Source organism: Erwinia sp. HDF1-3R (genome assembly GCF_039621855.1).
Classification (GTDB): Bacteria; Pseudomonadota; Gammaproteobacteria; order Enterobacterales; family Enterobacteriaceae; genus Erwinia.
Genome location: NZ_CP155071.1, coordinates 1,941,457 through 1,957,758 on the forward strand (window position 1 = coordinate 1,941,457; position 16,302 = coordinate 1,957,758).

Annotated in this window: 10 protein-coding genes; 7 read left to right on the forward strand and 3 right to left on the reverse strand. The window is 55.1% G+C overall.

Annotated features, from left to right (window positions below):
- The 3 genes from AAGR22_RS08935 to AAGR22_RS08945 are packed head-to-tail and all read left to right on the forward strand — an operon-like array spanning window position 1 to window position 4,171.
- The gene (locus AAGR22_RS08935; RefSeq protein ID WP_067703056.1) at window positions 1-1,701 is read left to right on the forward strand and encodes an MFS transporter; all 1,701 of its coding nucleotides are present in this window, start codon (window positions 1-3) and stop codon (window positions 1,699-1,701) included.
- Window positions 1,698-2,792: an HlyD family secretion protein gene (locus AAGR22_RS08940; RefSeq protein ID WP_345831313.1), complete on the forward strand. Its 1,095-nt coding sequence runs from the start codon at window positions 1,698-1,700 to the stop codon at window positions 2,790-2,792. Before AAGR22_RS08935 ends, AAGR22_RS08940 begins: the two co-directional genes overlap by 4 nt.
- On the forward strand, window positions 2,792-4,171 hold the full coding sequence (locus AAGR22_RS08945) for an efflux transporter outer membrane subunit (protein ID WP_156484951.1): 1,380 nt from the start codon (window positions 2,792-2,794) through the stop codon (window positions 4,169-4,171). The genes AAGR22_RS08940 and AAGR22_RS08945 overlap by 1 nt, the downstream gene beginning before the upstream one ends.
- 263 nt (window positions 4,172-4,434) lie before the next feature.
- On the opposite strand, the gene AAGR22_RS08950 is transcribed toward AAGR22_RS08945, so the two are convergent.
- Window positions 4,435-7,380, reverse strand: coding sequence for an RHS repeat-associated core domain-containing protein (locus AAGR22_RS08950; protein WP_345831314.1), 2,946 nt, complete (start codon window positions 7,378-7,380; stop codon window positions 4,435-4,437).
- Window positions 7,381-7,725: 345 nt separating this feature from the next.
- Here AAGR22_RS08950 and AAGR22_RS08955 point away from each other — a divergent pair, with 345 nt between their 5' ends.
- On the forward strand, window positions 7,726-7,893 hold the full coding sequence (locus tag AAGR22_RS08955) for a hypothetical protein (RefSeq protein ID WP_197473293.1): 168 nt from the start codon (window positions 7,726-7,728) through the stop codon (window positions 7,891-7,893).
- On the opposite strand, the gene AAGR22_RS08960 is transcribed toward AAGR22_RS08955, so the two are convergent.
- Entirely contained in the window at window positions 7,881-9,044 is a 1,164-nt protein-coding gene (locus tag AAGR22_RS08960) for a beta-glucosidase (protein WP_345831315.1), read from the reverse strand. The two genes, AAGR22_RS08955 and AAGR22_RS08960, sit on opposite strands and share 13 nt — an antisense overlap.
- A gap of 162 nt (window positions 9,045-9,206) precedes the next feature.
- Between AAGR22_RS08960 and AAGR22_RS08965 the strand changes: the two genes are divergently transcribed.
- Window positions 9,207-10,679, forward strand: a complete 1,473-nt coding sequence (locus tag AAGR22_RS08965) for a phospholipase D family protein (protein WP_067703066.1) — start codon at window positions 9,207-9,209, stop codon at window positions 10,677-10,679.
- Window positions 10,680-10,702: 23 nt separating this feature from the next.
- Here the strand turns inward: AAGR22_RS08965 and mdoC are convergent, their stop codons facing one another.
- Window positions 10,703-11,827 (reverse strand): glucans biosynthesis protein MdoC, encoded by a 1,125-nt coding sequence (gene mdoC, locus AAGR22_RS08970; protein WP_067703068.1) that lies wholly within the window; start codon window positions 11,825-11,827, stop codon window positions 10,703-10,705.
- 253 nt (window positions 11,828-12,080) lie between these two features.
- On the opposite strand from mdoC, the gene AAGR22_RS08975 reads away from it, so the two are divergent.
- Both AAGR22_RS08975 and mdoH read left to right on the forward strand, forming a co-directional pair.
- Window positions 12,081-13,637 carry a glucan biosynthesis protein G gene (locus AAGR22_RS08975; RefSeq protein WP_345831568.1) on the forward strand — a complete coding sequence of 519 codons (1,557 nt, stop codon included), beginning with the start codon at window positions 12,081-12,083 and terminating at the stop codon, window positions 13,635-13,637.
- Window positions 13,630-16,191 carry a glucans biosynthesis glucosyltransferase MdoH gene (gene mdoH / locus AAGR22_RS08980; RefSeq protein WP_345831316.1) on the forward strand — a complete coding sequence of 854 codons (2,562 nt, stop codon included), beginning with the start codon at window positions 13,630-13,632 and terminating at the stop codon, window positions 16,189-16,191. Before AAGR22_RS08975 ends, mdoH begins: the two co-directional genes overlap by 8 nt.
- Window positions 16,192-16,302: the final 111 nt, after the last annotated feature.

Below are 16,302 nucleotides of genomic sequence, written 5' to 3' on the forward strand. Positions count from 1 at the left end.
ATGCGTGGCACTTCCCATGACCCCTTCGCCCCACGGGAGTGGGCACCCGGCGAAAAACCGACCCTGCCGGGATCGCCCTCCACGCCGCTGCATCCCACTCACAGGCGCATCGCCTTCGGGATTATCGGCCTGCTGATCTCGGTCACCGGCGCGCTGAGCAATGCGCTGGTGACCGCCAATTTAACCAATCTGCAGGGCGTGTTCGGCGCGTACAGTAATGAAATCGCCTGGCTTCCGGCGGTATATGTGATGGGAAATATCTCCATCAACCTGCTGTTGGTAAAGTTTCGCCAGCAGTTTGGACTGCGTGCCTTTACTGAGGCATTCCTGGTGCTGTACGTGCTGGTCTCTTTTTTCCATTTGCTGGTAAACGATTTAAGTTCCGCCATCGTGGTGCGCACCGCGCATGGAATGGTGGGTGCCGCCCTCAGTTCCCTGGGTATCTATTATCAGATTCAGGCCTGGCCCGCTAAGCATCGGCTTAAGGCGATGACCATCGGCATCGGCGCGTCACAGCTGGCCATTCCGCTTGCCAGGCTCTTTTCAGACGAGCTGCTACAGCTGGAGGAGTGGCGGGGGCTTTACCTGTTTGAACTCGGCCTGGCAATGATCTGTCTGGGAGCGGTACTGATACTTAAGCTGCCGCCCGGCGAACGGATGAAGGTTTTCGAGAAAAAGGATTTCCTGACCTTCCTGCTGATGGCACCGGGAATGGCGCTGTTTTGCGCGGTGCTGTCACTCGGCCGGGTAGAGTGGTGGACCAGTACGCCCTGGCTGGGGATCTGTCTGGCTCTCGGGCTGGTACTGGTCATAGCCGCCATTGTGCTGGAACATAACCGCAGCAATCCGTTGATCAATACCCGCTGGCTGCGCACCGGATCAATAATACGACTGGGTATTGTGATGATAATGCTGCGCGTCACGCTGGCGGAGCAGAACACGGGCGCGATTGGCTATCTGCAACAGATGGGGCTGCTCAACGATCAGATGCATGGACTGGCGCTGGCGATTCTGGCTGGTGTAGTCGCTGGCATCGTAATCAGCGCACTGACGATTAATGTTAAGCACCTGAGCTGGCCTATTGTCGTCTCTCTGTTGCTGATTATTGTGGCATCGCTGATGGATGCGCAGTCCAGCCCGCTGACGCGCGCGAACAATATGTATTTCAGCCAGTTTTTGCTGGGATTCAGCAGCACCTTCTTCATTGCACCTGCGCTACTGATGAATATCGGCAGCGTGGTCACGCAGCCTAAAAACCTGGTGAGTCTGGTGGTCCTCTTCGGCATGAGTCAGAACCTCGGCGGATTGATGGGCTCTGCGATCCTTGGGACGTTTCAGACCTGGCGTGAGAAGTTTCACTCCAGCCTGCTGGGTGACCAGCTGTCGACGCTCGATCCGAACGTCACTGAACGGCTGAGCCAGTATACCGGCTTGTTCAGCAGCCAGATTAGCGATAGCGCACTGCTGGCCGCGCAGAGCACCACGCAGCTTCAGAGCGTTGCCACCGTGCAGGCCAACGTCCTGGCCTATAACGATACTTATCTGCTTACCGCTGGTATGGCTTTCGTCACCCTGATTTGGGTGCTTTGGCGACTGTCCCGTCAGCGTTACCTTAACTGGCAACAGGCAAAACGTGAGGCGGAAGCTGAGCGTAGGGCAATGCTACCACCTACCACTTCAATCAGTCCGGGGAAAGAATGAGTCAGCAGGAACAGAACCCGCTTTCGGAACGAGAAAGAAATAATAAGCTGCGTATATTATCCATCGCCTTCGGCGCTGGGATTGCGATTGTTGGCGTACTGGTTATCCTCTATGCGTGGCAGCTTCCTCCCTTCACCAGTCAGATCCAGTCGACGGAAAACGCCTACGTTCGTGGACAGGTGACGTTTATCAGCCCTCAGGTAAATGGCTATATTACCGCCGTGAATGTGCTGGACTATCAGCCGGTGCACCGGGGCGATGTGATTATGACCATTGACGATCGTATCTATAAACAGCGGGTTCACCAGGCGCAGGCGCAGGTGGCGATGAAAAAAGCCGCTCTGGCAAACAATATCCAACAGCGTCGCAGCGCTGAAGCGGTGATTGAGCGCAATAAAGCCATGCTGGCCAACGCCAGGGCACAGGCGGTGAAAAGCGCGCTGGACTTGAAGCGCGTGGAGAATCTGGTGTCGGACGGTTCGCTGTCGATCCGTGAACGGGATGCGTCCCGCGCCAGCAACAGTCAGACACTGGCCGACGTGCAGCAGACGCAGGCCACGCTGGATGTCTCCCGTCAGGACCTGCAAACCGCCATTGTTAATCGCGCGTCACTGGAGGCCGATGTGGCCAGCGCGGAGGCTGCACTGGAGCTGGCGCAGATCGATCTGGATAACACGCGCATTATTGCCCCCCGCGACGGGCAACTGGGCCAGATTGCCGTCCGTCAGGGTGCCTACGTTACCGCCGGCACGCGTCTGACATCGCTGGTTCCGGAGCAGATGTGGATAGTGGCGAACATGAAGGAAACCCAGATGGCCCGTATCCAGCCCGGCCTGCCGGTCACCTTTACCGTTGATGCGCTCGATGGCGAGAAATTCCAGGGTAAAGTGGAATATATCTCCCCGGCGGCAGGCTCAGAATTTAGCGCCATTTCTCCCGACAATGCCACGGGGAACTTTGTCAAAATTGCCCAGCGCATTCCGGTGCGTATCAATATCACCAGTGATAACGCCGGGCATTTACGTCCAGGCATGTCCGTCGAAGTGAGCATTGACACCTCTGCGTCGTCGTCCTCTCAGGAGAAGAAATGATGCGCTGGAAGATATCGCTGCCGCTGATGCTGGTGGTTACAGCCCTGACCGGATGCGCAACGCAGGTCGAAAAGGCGCCCGGCGCGCTCCCCATCCCTCAGCAGTGGCGTAACCAGGTGGGGCCCTCTTCGCCGGTGGAAGCGGGCTGGTGGCGCAACTTTAACGATGACAATCTCAACCGACTGGTTAGCCAGGCGCTGCGCAACAACCTGGATATCCTGACGGCGCGATCCCGCGTCGAGCAATATCGTGCCCAGCTGCGCGGGGCAGAGGGCGATAATCTTCCCACGCTCAACGCTGGCGTCAGTGCCACCCATGCTCGCGCGCTCTCCTCGGTAAGCGGACAGCCTTATGAGTATGCCGTTTTTCAGGGACTGCTGCAGGCCAGCTATGATGTTGATATTTGGGGCGCGCGCAGCAGCAGTATTGATGCTGCCACCGCCTCACTTGCCGCTCAGCAGGCCGCCGCCTCGGCCGCCGAGCTGACGGTTGCCAGTTCAGTGGCCTCAGGCTATATGACGCTGGTCGCACTGGACGAGCAGCTCCGGGTGACAGAATCCACGCTGGCTTCACGCGCTAACTCGCTTAAGCTCGCCCAGCGGCAATATGAGACAGGCTATACCTCAAAGCTGGAGTGGGTGCAGTCCGCGTCGGAGTATCAGACGGCGAAAGCACAGATCCCGGTGCTACAGCATCAAATCGCCCAGCAGGAGAATGCGCTGAGTATTCTGGTGGGCATGAACCCCCGCGAAATTGCCCGGCGACGTGAGTTCGAGCAGGTTGCCCCGCAGACGCTGCCTTCGTTGCTCCCATCCGAGCTGTTACAGCGTCGCCCGGATATCGTCCAGGCTGAGAGGCTGCTGCTGGCGGCGGATAGCTCCCTTGCGGCATCCCGCGCGCGGCTGCTGCCTTCGCTGAACCTGACCGCGTCCGGTACGATGCAGAGTTCTGCACTCCACCAGCTGCTGGATAACCCCTTCAGGCTATGGAGCATTGGCGGCAGCGTGCTGGCCCCGATACTCAACCGCGAGGCGCTAACGGCGCAGGTAGATGTGTCCATGGCCAGCCGCAATCAGGCGTTGTACAGCTACGAAAAAGTCGTGCGTAATGCCTTCAGTGAAGTTAACAACGATCTCGACGCGATTGAACGCTACCAGCAGCAGCTGGTGGAGCTGCAAAAGCAGGCGCAGGTGGTGAGTGAAGCGCTGCGTATTGCCAGCAATCGCTATCAGAATGGCTATGCATCCTATCTGGATGAACTGGATGCCCAGCGAACGCTTTACAGCACCCAGCTTAACCTTGTACAGGTAAAAAATAACCTCCTCCAGGCGCAGATTGATCTCTACCGGGCGCTGGGGGGCGGCTGGAAGGAGGCGTAAACGCCACCGTCATTTTCCTCACTCACGAGCCATTAATTGCCTTGAGTGAGGACCCTCTCCGGGCTAATGCTGCCGCCATCCTTCGGTTTAACCCCCTAATCAGAATGAAATCGGCTTGAAGCTGGATTTGGTCGCATCGGTGGTTCACTGGCACTGTTTGAAATCAAAAAGAGGGTAAATCTCGGTATGCACAGGGACGACGAAATGGTCGTCCCTGTGCTGTCATTCAGGCTGACTTTAAACACTATCGGTCATATAAATGATTATTTCCATGAGTGATCCGAACCATTATCAACCTGTCTTCCGAGACTAAGCATATTATCTCTGGGTTGGACAAGCTGGCCGTATTGTTCATCGCTAAAGCCTTGAATTTTCCGCCTTAAAATTTTATCCATAAAGGTTGTTAACGTCGCAACTGCTTTCTTATCCCCGTCAATAACCGCCTGAATATTTGACAGCTTGATTGTGCTGTAAAGCGCCTCGGTAAATACATCAGGCCCGGCAAGTTTAAATACGTTGGTTTCACCACGCTGATATCTTTCCACTGCAATATCCAGTGTCCGGTTAATTACCCTGTTCTCCCGGGCCGCGCCAATAGGGGTATTAGGCACTGCCTGCTCTTTTTCTCCTTCTTTGGCGATATATTCTTTTTTAAAGCCTATCCCGCCATAGAGGGACAAATCGCCAAACGGCGCTCGCTGCGTATCGTCGACATCCTTATATATCCCACCTTCGTGTTTTAATACTAACAGGCGTAACAGATCGCTTGCCTGTGCATAACGTCCTTCGCGAATGGTATTAGTATAATACTTAAAAGCAGGGTGAGACTGTATTTCTGAAAATGAAGGTAATGTTCTTAAGTCGGTAATATTAACGTTACTCCCGCGAAATCTTTCAACTAAATCATCGCTTGCTTGTTTGTAATTTTCAATGCTGCTGTCATAAATAAGTTGTGTTTGATAATCTGGGTTCATACTGGCAGTATCAAGCGAAAGCGCGACATTCTTATCCGATATTTTGTTTGAGCCAATCCAGATCATATGAATGGATTTTGGAATGTCAGCATACTCATGCGCGGAAATCTCTGCCTGGACTTCGTTATTGATATTCTGTCGCAATGAGGATTTTTTGCCGGAAAAAAAAGGCATTCTGCCGTCGGAATCACTGTATGAAAGTGGGTTATTCCTGACCATGCGAAACAGGTTGAGGCCATCCACCGTGCCTGCCGGATCCGAACTCAGCCAGCGCGCCGCCCAGGGCTGATAGTAACGGTAGCCATAGTAATATAACCCCGTTGCATCGCGCTCTTTACCCGCAAATCTGATGGTTTTATAGTGAGATTCTGTCTGGCTACGGGCTGTCCATAAGGCTGTACCGCCAAAGGGATAGTACTCCTCAAGGCTAATAACATTGCCGTCATCGTCCACCTCCAGACCACTGCTCCCTGAAAGATTGTCGTAACTCCATCGCGCCATATTATTGCCGATACCGTCTGGCTTGCCGCTCTCCCAGTGCAGTATGCGCAGCTGCGCGCGCCCCAACCCATCCAGAGTAATGACCTGCAGATTTTCCGTTAACGAACTGCCCGTTGAGCGGGTACGCAGCTCCAGCCCAGGCAGGTAAATAACCTGCTGTTTTTGCGTGCTGTTGCCCGTTTGCTGTCTGGTCACCTTGAGCAGACGCTGGCTGGTACTGTCATAGCGATACATTTCACTGTCATTTGCCCCAGCGTTACGGACTACGGGCATCACTTTTCGCAGCTCGCCCCGAAGTGTCCAGTCCAGTTTTTGTCCCGGCTGTAACTGTTTTTGCTGGCCAGCCGCCGTAAACAGGGAGTCTACTACGGTCGGGTTCGTCGTCAGTGCGCTTAAGACGCCACGGTTGGTACGATTGCTGATGGTAACGTCAGTGGTATAAGTATTTGAGGTAGCAGGCGCAGCGTGCCGTATTTGCGTCAGGTTTCCGGCATTATCGTAGTGATATGACCGGGTATAAGGCGTAAAGGCTGAACTGTCGGTGGGGAGGGGGATGATAGCAGTGGAAGAGCCAGTGTTCTGTTGCATATTAGCCATTTCGCGCCCGGTGGCGCTGACCAGTTGGTACAGGCTGTCATAGCGACAGGTATTCTCCGGCACCACTTTCTGATTGCGCCAGAAGCGGGTTTCTTCTGCATCGTTACGGATACTTAGCACATTGCCCACCGGATCGTATTGATAACGCAGGTCCTGCAACACTTTGCGCCCTGAGTGATGCCCGGCGGGACGCTCAGTTTTAATACCTGTCAGGCGCTGTGTTTCCGGCTCGTAGCGGTAGAGCGTCACAACGCCATTGCCATGCTCTTCACGCAGCTTCTGCCCGGCAGCAGACCAGGTCAGAGATTTAACAATTACCTGCTCCGGCTCGTTCCTGATTGTCAGCCAGCTGCCTGAAAGCAGGCCGGCTATGTCGTAGACTACACGCTGCTGATTGCCGCTGGCGTCTGTGGCGATGAGTGTCGAGCCTGTCGCATCCGCGCGGGTCAGAGTGTTATACGACCTGTCGTCCAGCCGGTCGTCCCAGGCAGAAATAGCGTCCCCCTCCCAGTTGGCGACGATCTCTTCGTTATCCATCTCCTTAAGCAGCCGCCGGGTCACCGAGAGCGACCCGCCGCTCAGGCCAATACTGTTTATCTGAATCAGGCCGGCGGTGTCGTAATGGCTGACGCACTGACCCGTGAGATTAAAGGCTTTCTCTTCTTTTGAGTGACCAGACCAGATAAAACGATCCGTAATGCGCACGGCCTGGCCCACCTGTTCTGTCGTGCTGAGCAGGCGTCCCGCCAGCGTAGGACGCTCATACTGCCAGGTGCGGATTAAGGTCTGACTTTCATCCCTGATCTCTTCATCAGCGTTGATGTTAGTTACTGCCCGGGAAGGGCGCCCGGCGGTATCATGCAGGGTAACCGCGATCCCGGCATCAACGCTCTGCGTGTGCAGGACATTGCCGGTCAGATCTGTCACACAGGTAAGATTTACCAGGCTGGCATTAGACAGGCGCGGGTCTGCGCTCTGCGTCATAAAGCCGCGTGGATGATACTGATAACGGGAGATGCGCTCATCCGTTAAGGTCGGTGCGTCGGGATGGCGGTGATAAACGATGTTGCGAACGGTAAGCGCACGGTTATCAAATACCACGACCGAGGGTGTTTTACTAAATAGCGTTGTACTCATATTTGCTCTCCATCAGAGGATTAAACGGTCAGAGTTGCATCAGTAACTATAAGGCAAAAATGGCCATGAGTTGTGCTGGTAGAAATAAAGGCGCACTGACGGGGGAGGGCGATCGCGTAGCGTCTGCGCTTTACAGCGCAGGCTGGGCAGCAGATAATACCCGCTTATGAATGAACATCCTGAATATGAACCCGAAAAAGAACCGCGTTTCCGGCTGGACGATGCTCATTTTGCCATAGTGGTACTTGCAGTCACTTCCGTTACCCTTATAATCTTTGTCCTGATCCTTACCCTGCTAATGATGTAATAATTAACCGGCCACGGTCCGCATGGAGTATGCATAATATGGGATCCAGAGAGGATAAACTTCTGGCGCTGGTGGGGTTACTGTCGGCCTGCCTGATTGCGGTTATGGTTCTGTTCACCCTGACCCTGCTGTCGGACGTGCGTCATCCCTCTGACGATACTATTTCGCCCCAGTCTTGCTACGCCACGCCGCCTCACTCCGGCTGATTCGCACTTTTTAATTTGATCTGCTGACTGCGTACTGCCAGTGCATAGGGCTCAAAAATCGGCCGGGTGCCGTTCGCATCCGGCAGGCCAAACAATCCGTCAGGCGAACGACGGCTGTCTGCCCAGGCGGGATAAGCCACCACCGGATAGACAGAAACACCTTCTATCTGTACGCCGCGTTCCATTGCTATCCCGACCTGTTCCACCACCCCGGTAAACCAGGGGGCGCATTTATCGCCCTCCGCACCGGTTTCGGCAATCAGCATCGGGCGCTGATAGCGCTGCCAGACCTCCTGAAGCAGGCTGGACAAATCGCGATATTCAGGGTGCGGCGGCGCGATGGGAGTACCGTCCACCCGCCACTGATTATCCGGATAATAGTTCAAACCCACGATATCCAGCAGCGACGCCTCCCCGCCTAATTCCGGCTGCACCCGACCGCTCAGCATATCCCATGCCTCAAACTGTGCTTCGTGTTGCCGTAAGGCTGCCTGGCGGGAAGCTGCGGTATCCTCTGCGGGCGCAACGTTCACCAGCGGGTCGGTTAATACGAAGCGTGCGCCGGGCAGCACGTCACGAATGGCCCGCATCGCGGCGAGGGAGGCTCTGACCAGCTGCTGCTTGAGTTCACGCCCGCGCCCGGTCACGCCGGGGTTAAACAGGGCTGCGTCAGCGCCGGCCCAGGACCAGAAGGAGATCTGATTCATTGGCGTAATAAAAGGGTGGGTATGACCTTCCTGCTGCATGACGTGAGCCATTGCCCGGGCAAACGCGGCAAAGCGGTCAACAAAGGCAGGCTGCCAGATATCCAGATGGGATGGCCAGCCGAAATGAGCCAGCTCCCAGATCATTTCCAGCCCCTGATTTTCGGCAGCGTGCAGCATGGGCAGAAATGTTGACCAGTCATACTCACCCGGCGTCTCTTCAATCAGATACCAGCGTGCGCCGTCGCGGGCGGTAAGCAGTTTTTCCGCCGCCAGCAGGGCATAGTCTTTTTCCATCAGCGTATCGTGACCGCTATTGATCACCAGATCGAAGCGTTTGCCTTCGGCACGACGGGCGGTGGAGCAGGCAAAGCTTCCCTGAAAGAAACTTTTAAACAGTGTTGGGCTGTGGGGCTGGCGTGATACATCAAGCATTCCGGTTTTCATGCGCGTTCCTCACTCCATTAACCTGACGCAACTCTCTGCGCTAAGTCTAGCCTATCCGGGGTCACCGCATTTAATCAGAACAGTCGCATCACATTTAGGCCGCTGCGCTATTAATAAAACCGCTAGAATAGAGCGCTTACGCTGATGATCTGAGGATAACGCATGGCCGAAGCTTTTACGCTGGATGAGGATGCAACCCCGGGTATACCGTCGCGACTGACTCGCGCCGTCTCCCCACGGGTGGAGATGCACCCTGACCATAGCGGTATTCATCCGCTGGAAGAGGGACTGGACGCGTTCGCCGCGCGCTATTTGTTAACGACGATGGCGGAATACAGTCTGGATATTCAGTACTACATCTGGCAGAACGATATGTCAGGCAGGCTGTTGTTCAGTGCGGTACTGGACGCGGCGGATCGCGGTGTTAAAGTGCGCCTGCTGCTGGATGACAATAATACCATGGGGCTGGACGACACGCTGAGCGAGCTGGCTCGCCATCCTAACATTGCGGTCAGGCTGTTTAATCCCTTCTCTTTTCGGACGCTCAGGGCCCTGGGCTACCTCACCGATTTCGCCCGTCTGAATCGCAGAATGCACAACAAAAGCTTCACGGTCGATCGCCAGGCGACGATTGTTGGCGGTCGCAATATCGGTGATGAGTACTTTGGTACGGGTGATGAGCCGCTCTTCTCCGATCTTGACGTGCTGACCATCGGGCCGGTGGTCAAGGAGGTCACGAAGGATTTCGAGCGCTACTGGCAGAGCAGGGCCGTTGAACCTCTGAATGCCGTGGTTAAGCGTAAAGAGGGGCACGGGCGAGAAGACGTCCAGCTGCCGGATGTGTGGCGCAACGATCCTAAGGTGATGCGCTATCTGAATAAGGTCAACGCGTCGACGTTTGTGACTCAGCTTGAGAGTGGAACGCTACCTCTTACCTGGGCCAAAACGCGGCTGCTGAGCGACGACCCGCGCAAGGGGCTGGGACGTGCGAAAGCCAGCACGCTGCTTCCCCAGCGCATGCTTGAGGTGATTGGCAAACCGCAGGTGCAGTTCGATATCATTTCGGCTTATTTTGTACCGACCCGGGCGGGTGTCGCTCAACTTCTGTCGCTGGTGCGTCAGGGGGTGAAAATTGCCATTCTCACCAACTCCCTGGCGGCAAACGACGTCTCCGTGGTCCATGCGGGCTACGCCAAATGGCGTAAAAAGCTGCTGCGACACGGTATTGCGCTCTATGAACTCAAGCCCCATAGCGACGCCCGCGAGCCGAGCCACGATCGCGGGCTAACCGGTAATTCCGGTGCCAGCCTGCATGCCAAAACTTTCAGCGTGGACAATGAAAAGGTCTTTATCGGCTCATTTAACTTCGATCCGCGTTCGGCGATGCTGAATACCGAAATGGGGTTGGTTATTGAAAGTGAAACGCTGGCGACCAGTGTTCATGAGCGGTTTATCAGCAGCATGCGCGATCGCGCCTGGACGCTGCGGCTGGATAAGTGGGGGCGGGTTAACTGGGTTGAGTATCCCGGAGAAGGGGATAAAGAGCGGGTACATAAGCACGAACCCCGTACCCGCTTCATTCAAAGGCTGCTGGTGCGCCTGGTCTGGCGGCTGCCGATTGAGTGGCTGCTGTAAGCCAGGCGGCGCCCTGCGGGGCGCTACCGCTGCGGCTTCCCGGAGAAGAGAAAGCGCAGAACCGGAATACGTAAATGGATTTCATACAGGATAAAGGCAATGCCAAATACAAATACCAGCCCGGCAAAAAAGCCGAGGGTATTGTTGCCGATCTCGGGCACAAAGAAGATGCCGTACAGAATAGTCAGCGGATGGTGCACCAGATAAATAAACAGGGAAGCATTCACCAGGTAGGTCACCCGGGGCGAATGAGAATTTAACAGGCGGTGTCCCAGAGAGAACACCACGTTAACCATCCACAGGCCCATCATCATGGATACAACCGCATCAATTTCATACAGCCAGCCGTCGCCCTTGCTGTAGGTCTGGTTAGCCACGTAGGCAATAAAGGCCAGCAGCGAGCCAATAAAGGTCCAGGGCACCGGACGGACGCACAGCGCTTTGATCGCCGGATATTTCCAGGCCATTGCCCCCAGCACAAAGAAAGGCAGGAAGAATAGCGACTGCATGACGGCATAGTTAAAGAATCCATTCCCCAGCAGCTGCGGTTCAAAATGAAACAACAAACGGCGAATCGCGCCCCAGGCCAGGCTGCAAAGCAGAATCGCCAGGCTTAATTTTCCCCATGTCAGGTCAGAATAATCTGTTTTTGCGGGCCTGCTGTCCCGCAGCCACTTAAACATCCAGACACCCGCCGTGGTAAGTACCACCAGCACTAGCAGGAACCAGAGGTGGGAGATCAAATCCCATGTCAGGGCATTAAACTTTTCATACAGCGAAAGGTTATGCCAGTCGCCAATTTTAGTGGTCCAGGCTTTGATCATAAAAAACTGCGGAAGCGTCAGCAACGGGACAGCGGCAAGCATCGGGATGCCAACGCGCTCAAGGCGGACCTTAAGCCAGTGCTGGGGGGTGTATCGCAGAAACAGCATATAGGAAAAATAGCCGGAAATGACGAAGAAAACCTGCATACGGAAGGCATGAATAAAGTCATTAAGAAGGGTCAGCCATTCGGAGGGAGTCGCACTATTGACCGACCATGACTGGGTAGAATAGATCAGTGAAACGTGAAAGGGGACGCCAAGCAGCATCAACCATGCCCTGATAGAATCGAGGAAGTACTCTCTTTGCTGCGTTTTTCTAGTCATATTCATCCAAAAATCAACAAATTAATGCAGTAGTTCGCCCTGAACCACGCTAAAGCTTATCGCTTACTTTAGTTGAACGTTCATGGGTATACTATCAGGGGATTCTGTATCCGCTAAGCACTTGAGAATAGGGCGCTAACGCCGCCAATACCGGGGAACTAAAAGTGGTGTCAGGCTGTCGGAATGCTGAATTATCCATTAAGATGGATGGAATTAATTTTGGTACTCGAAAGGGGGGGATGTGCTGATTAAAATGAAAAGTAAGCCACAACAGATGACATTGCGCTTACTTGGCGCTGCGGTCTTATTATCAATGTATGCCAGCTCAAGCTGGGCTTTCAGCATTGATGATGTGGCAAAACAGGCAAAAGAGCTGGCAGGAAAAGGGTATGAAGCCCCAAAAAGCAATCTGCCTTCTCAGCTGCGCGAAATGAAATATGCTGATTATCAACAGATTCAGTTCAACCGGGATAAAGCCTACTGGGGTAAATTAAAGACGCCATTCAAGCTGGAATTCTATCACCAGGGCATGTATTTCGATACGCCGGTACAGATCAATGAGGTGATTGCCTCTTCGGTTCGCCAGATCAAATATTCGCCTGATTACTTTAACTTCGGCAACGTTAAGCACGATCCTGATACGGTCAAAAACCTCGGTTTTGCTGGATTCAAAGTGTTGTACCCGCTTAACAGCAAAAATAAAAAAGATGATGAAATCACCAGCTTCCTCGGTGCCAGCTATTTCCGTGTAATTGGTGCGGGCCAGGTTTATGGTCTCTCCTCGCGCGGACTGGCTATTGATACGGCGCTGCCCTCAGGTGAAGAGTTTCCGCGATTCAAATCGTTCTGGATCGAACGGCCTAAGCCGTCCGACAAGCATCTGGTTATCTACGCGCTGCTTGACTCCCCGCGCGCGACCGGGGCCTATCGCTTCCTGATTACACCGGGTAAAGAGAGCACCGTAGACGTTCAGTCTAAGGTCTACCTGCGCGATAAAGTGGGCAAGCTGGGCGTTGCCCCGCTGACCAGCATGTTCCTTTTTGGACCTAATCAGCCGTCGCCGATGGTTAACTATCGTCCCCAGCTGCATGACTCCAACGGTCTGTCCATTCACGCCGGTAACGGCGAGTGGATCTGGCGTCCGCTGAATAACCCGAAACATCTGGCGGTAAGCACCTTTACCGTTGAGAGTCCGAAAGGCTTCGGTCTGCTTCAGCGCGGGCGCGACTTCAACCAGTATCAGGATCTGGACGATCGTTACGATCTCCGCCCGAGCGGCTGGATTGAACCGCAGGGCGACTGGGGTAAAGGACACGTTGAGCTGGTGGAGATCCCTACTGCTGACGAAACCAATGACAATATCGTTGCCTTCTGGACGCCGGAACAGCTGCCGGAACCGGGCAAAGCAATGAGCTTCAACTATCGTCTGCACTTCACCCGCGACGAAAGCCAGCTGCATTCGCCGGATACCGCCTATGTAAATGATACGCTGCGCTCCACCGGCGACGTGAAACAGTCTAATCTGGTTCGCCAGCCGGACGGCACCCTGGCCTTTATCGTTGACTTTACCGGTCAGGATATGAGCAAGATGCCGGAAAATACGCCGGTTACGCCACAGGTGAGCATCGGTAACAACGGTGAGCTGGTGGAAAACAGCGTACGCTATAACCCGGTCACCAAAGGCTGGCGTCTGCTGATGCGTATCCGCGTCAAAGATAATAAACAGCCTACGGAAATGCGTGCGGCGCTGCTTAACGGCGACAAAACGCTGACGGAAACCTGGAGCTATCAGTTGCCTGCCAATGAATAAGTCTACTGTTATACCTACCGAGTATATCGATGCGCTGCCCCTTTCGCCGGAGCGAAAGGGTGCGCTGCGTGAATCGCTGCCACTCCAGGGGGATGACGCCTTTAGCCAGCTGCACCAGAATCTGGCTGAGGGCGAGCCCCTGGCTTCCCGTCCTGACGACGCGCCCCTGTCGTCGGTTCGTACGCGTATTGATCACACCTGGCCGGACTCCGTGGGCGAACAGGGTGAGCAGTTCGATAAGGATGCCCTGGATCGCACCACCCTGAAGGCGATGCCTCCGCATACGCGCTCCTCTATGTATCCGGAAGCCTGGCGCACCAACCCGGTTGCGCGCGCCTGGGATTCGCTGCGTGGCCGTAAAACCGTTCCACGCTTTACCAGTGCGGAAGAGAGAAGGTCGGAAGAGAAGTGGCGACATGTTGGCTCAATCCGCCGCTATATTCTGCTGATCCTCACCATCGCGCAGACGGTCGTCGCTACCTGGTACATGAAAACCATTCTGCCGTACCAGGGCTGGGCGCTGATCGATCCTATGGATATGATCAACCAGAACTGGCAGCAGTCGCTGCTGCAAATCCTGCCGTACGTGCTGCAAACCGGGATACTGTTCCTGTTTGCCGTGCTGTTCTGCTGGGTGTCGGCAGGATTCTGGACGGCTCTGATGGGCTTCCTGCAACTGCTGATCGGCAAGGACAAATACAGTATCTCCTACGGAACGGTGGGGGATGAGGCGATCGATCCGGCGCACCGTACCGCGCTAATTATGCCTATCTGTAATGAAGACGTGGAACGCGTCTTTGCCGGGCTGCGCGCGACCTGGGAGTCGGTAGTGAGAACCGGGGAGCAGCAGAACTTTGATGTCTATATTCTGAGTGACAGCTATAACCCGGATATCGCCCTTGCCGAGCAGAAGGCGTGGATGGAGCTGGTGCGCGATGTGGGTGGCGAAGGACGTATTTTCTATCGCCGTCGCCGTCGCCGCGTCAAACGTAAGAGCGGTAACATCGATGACTTCTGCCGCCGCTGGGGCAGCCAGTACAGCTATATGGTTGTTCTTGATGCGGACAGCGTGATGAGCGGTGAGTGTCTGACCGGCCTGGTGCGTATGATGGAAGCGAACCCCAATGCGGGGATTATCCAGTCATCGCCAAAGGCATCCGGTATGGACACGCTGTATGCACGCTGCCAGCAGTTTGCTACCCGAGTTTATGGGCCGCTGTTCACCGCCGGTCTGCATTTCTGGCAGCTGGGGGAGTCTCACTACTGGGGACACAACGCCATCATCCGCGTGAAGCCCTTTATTGAACACTGCGCGCTGGCACCTCTGCCGGGGGAAGGGTCGTTTGCAGGATCCATTCTGTCGCATGACTTTGTGGAAGCCGCGCTGATGCGCCGTGCAGGCTGGGGCGTCTGGATTGCCTACGATCTGCCTGGCTCATACGAGGAGCTGCCGCCTAACCTGCTGGATGAGCTGAAGCGTGACCGCCGCTGGTGTCACGGTAACCTGATGAACTTCCGACTGTTCCTGGTCAGGGGCATGCATCCGGTTCACCGCGCCGTGTTCCTGACCGGAGTGATGTCCTACCTCTCTGCGCCGCTGTGGTTTATGTTCCTCGCCCTGTCGACGGCACTGCAGGTGGTGCATACGCTGATGGAGCCGCAGTACTTCATGCAGCCCCGACAGCTGTTCCCGGTCTGGCCGCAGTGGCGTCCCGAGCTGGCGATTGCGCTGTTCTCTACCACCCTGGTGCTCCTGTTCCTGCCCAAGCTGCTGAGCGTGGTGCTGATCTGGTGCAAAGGCGCTAAGCCCTACGGTGGTGCGCTGCGGGTCTTCGCGTCTCTGTTCCTCGAGATGCTGTTCTCGGTACTGCTGGCGCCGGTGCGTATGCTGTTTCACACGGTCTTCGTGGTCAGCGCCTTCCTCGGCTGGGAAGTGGTCTGGAACTCTCCGCAGCGTGATGATGATGCAACGCCATGGAGCGAGGCATTCAAACGTCACGGTTCACAAATGGCGCTGGGTATTGTCTGGGCAGCAGGAATGGGCTGGCTTGATTTGAACTTCCTGTGGTGGCTGGCACCTATTGTCTTCTCGCTGATCCTTTCACCTTTTGTGTCGGTATTTTCCAGTCGTTCTACGACCGGGAGAGCGTCACGACGGGCGAAACTCTTCCTTATCCCGGAAGAGTACGATCCGCCGAAAGAGCTGCTGGATACCGACCGCTACGTGCAGATCAATCGCGAACGTGCGCTGAAAGATGGCTTTATGCATGCGGTGTTTAACCCATCGTTTAATGCCCTGGCAAGCGCGATGGCAACCTCGCGTCATCTCAAAAGTGAGATACTGGAGTTTGCCCGCGATCGTCGCGTTGAACAGGCGCTAAGCGAGTCACCGCTTAAACTGGATCGCGACCGTCGGCTGGCGCTGCTTAGCGACCCGGTGACGCTGTCAAGGATGCACTACCGTCTGTGGCAGAATGCGGATAAGTATCATGACTGGTTTGATTACTATCAGTCGCTGAAAATGAATCCGCTGGCTATTCAGAAAGCGAAATAAATAGCGCTGTAATGCTCTGCGAAAGCAGGGTAACGGCAGCAGAGGCCGGGGACTTTCCCCGGCCTTTTTTTATGCTATTTACGCCAACCTTACGTTTCCAGCAGGGTTTAT

Coding starts and splice junctions, on each gene's coding strand:
- mdoC (WP_067703068.1), bottom strand. CDS start 11,827: ATGACTAGAAAAACGCAGCAAAGAGAGTACTTCCTCGATTCTATCAGG.
- AAGR22_RS08960 (WP_345831315.1), bottom strand. CDS start 9,044: ATGAAAACCGGAATGCTTGATGTATCACGCCAGCCCCACAGCCCAACA.
- AAGR22_RS08935 (WP_067703056.1), top strand. CDS start 1: ATGCGTGGCACTTCCCATGACCCCTTCGCCCCACGGGAGTGGGCACCC.
- AAGR22_RS08955 (WP_197473293.1), top strand. CDS start 7,726: ATGGGATCCAGAGAGGATAAACTTCTGGCGCTGGTGGGGTTACTGTCG.
- AAGR22_RS08965 (WP_067703066.1), top strand. CDS start 9,207: ATGGCCGAAGCTTTTACGCTGGATGAGGATGCAACCCCGGGTATACCG.
- AAGR22_RS08945 (WP_156484951.1), top strand. CDS start 2,792: ATGCGCTGGAAGATATCGCTGCCGCTGATGCTGGTGGTTACAGCCCTG.
- AAGR22_RS08950 (WP_345831314.1), bottom strand. CDS start 7,380: ATGAGTACAACGCTATTTAGTAAAACACCCTCGGTCGTGGTATTTGAT.
- mdoH (WP_345831316.1), top strand. CDS start 13,630: ATGAATAAGTCTACTGTTATACCTACCGAGTATATCGATGCGCTGCCC.
- AAGR22_RS08975 (WP_345831568.1), top strand. CDS start 12,081: ATGAAAAGTAAGCCACAACAGATGACATTGCGCTTACTTGGCGCTGCG.
- AAGR22_RS08940 (WP_345831313.1), top strand. CDS start 1,698: ATGAGTCAGCAGGAACAGAACCCGCTTTCGGAACGAGAAAGAAATAAT.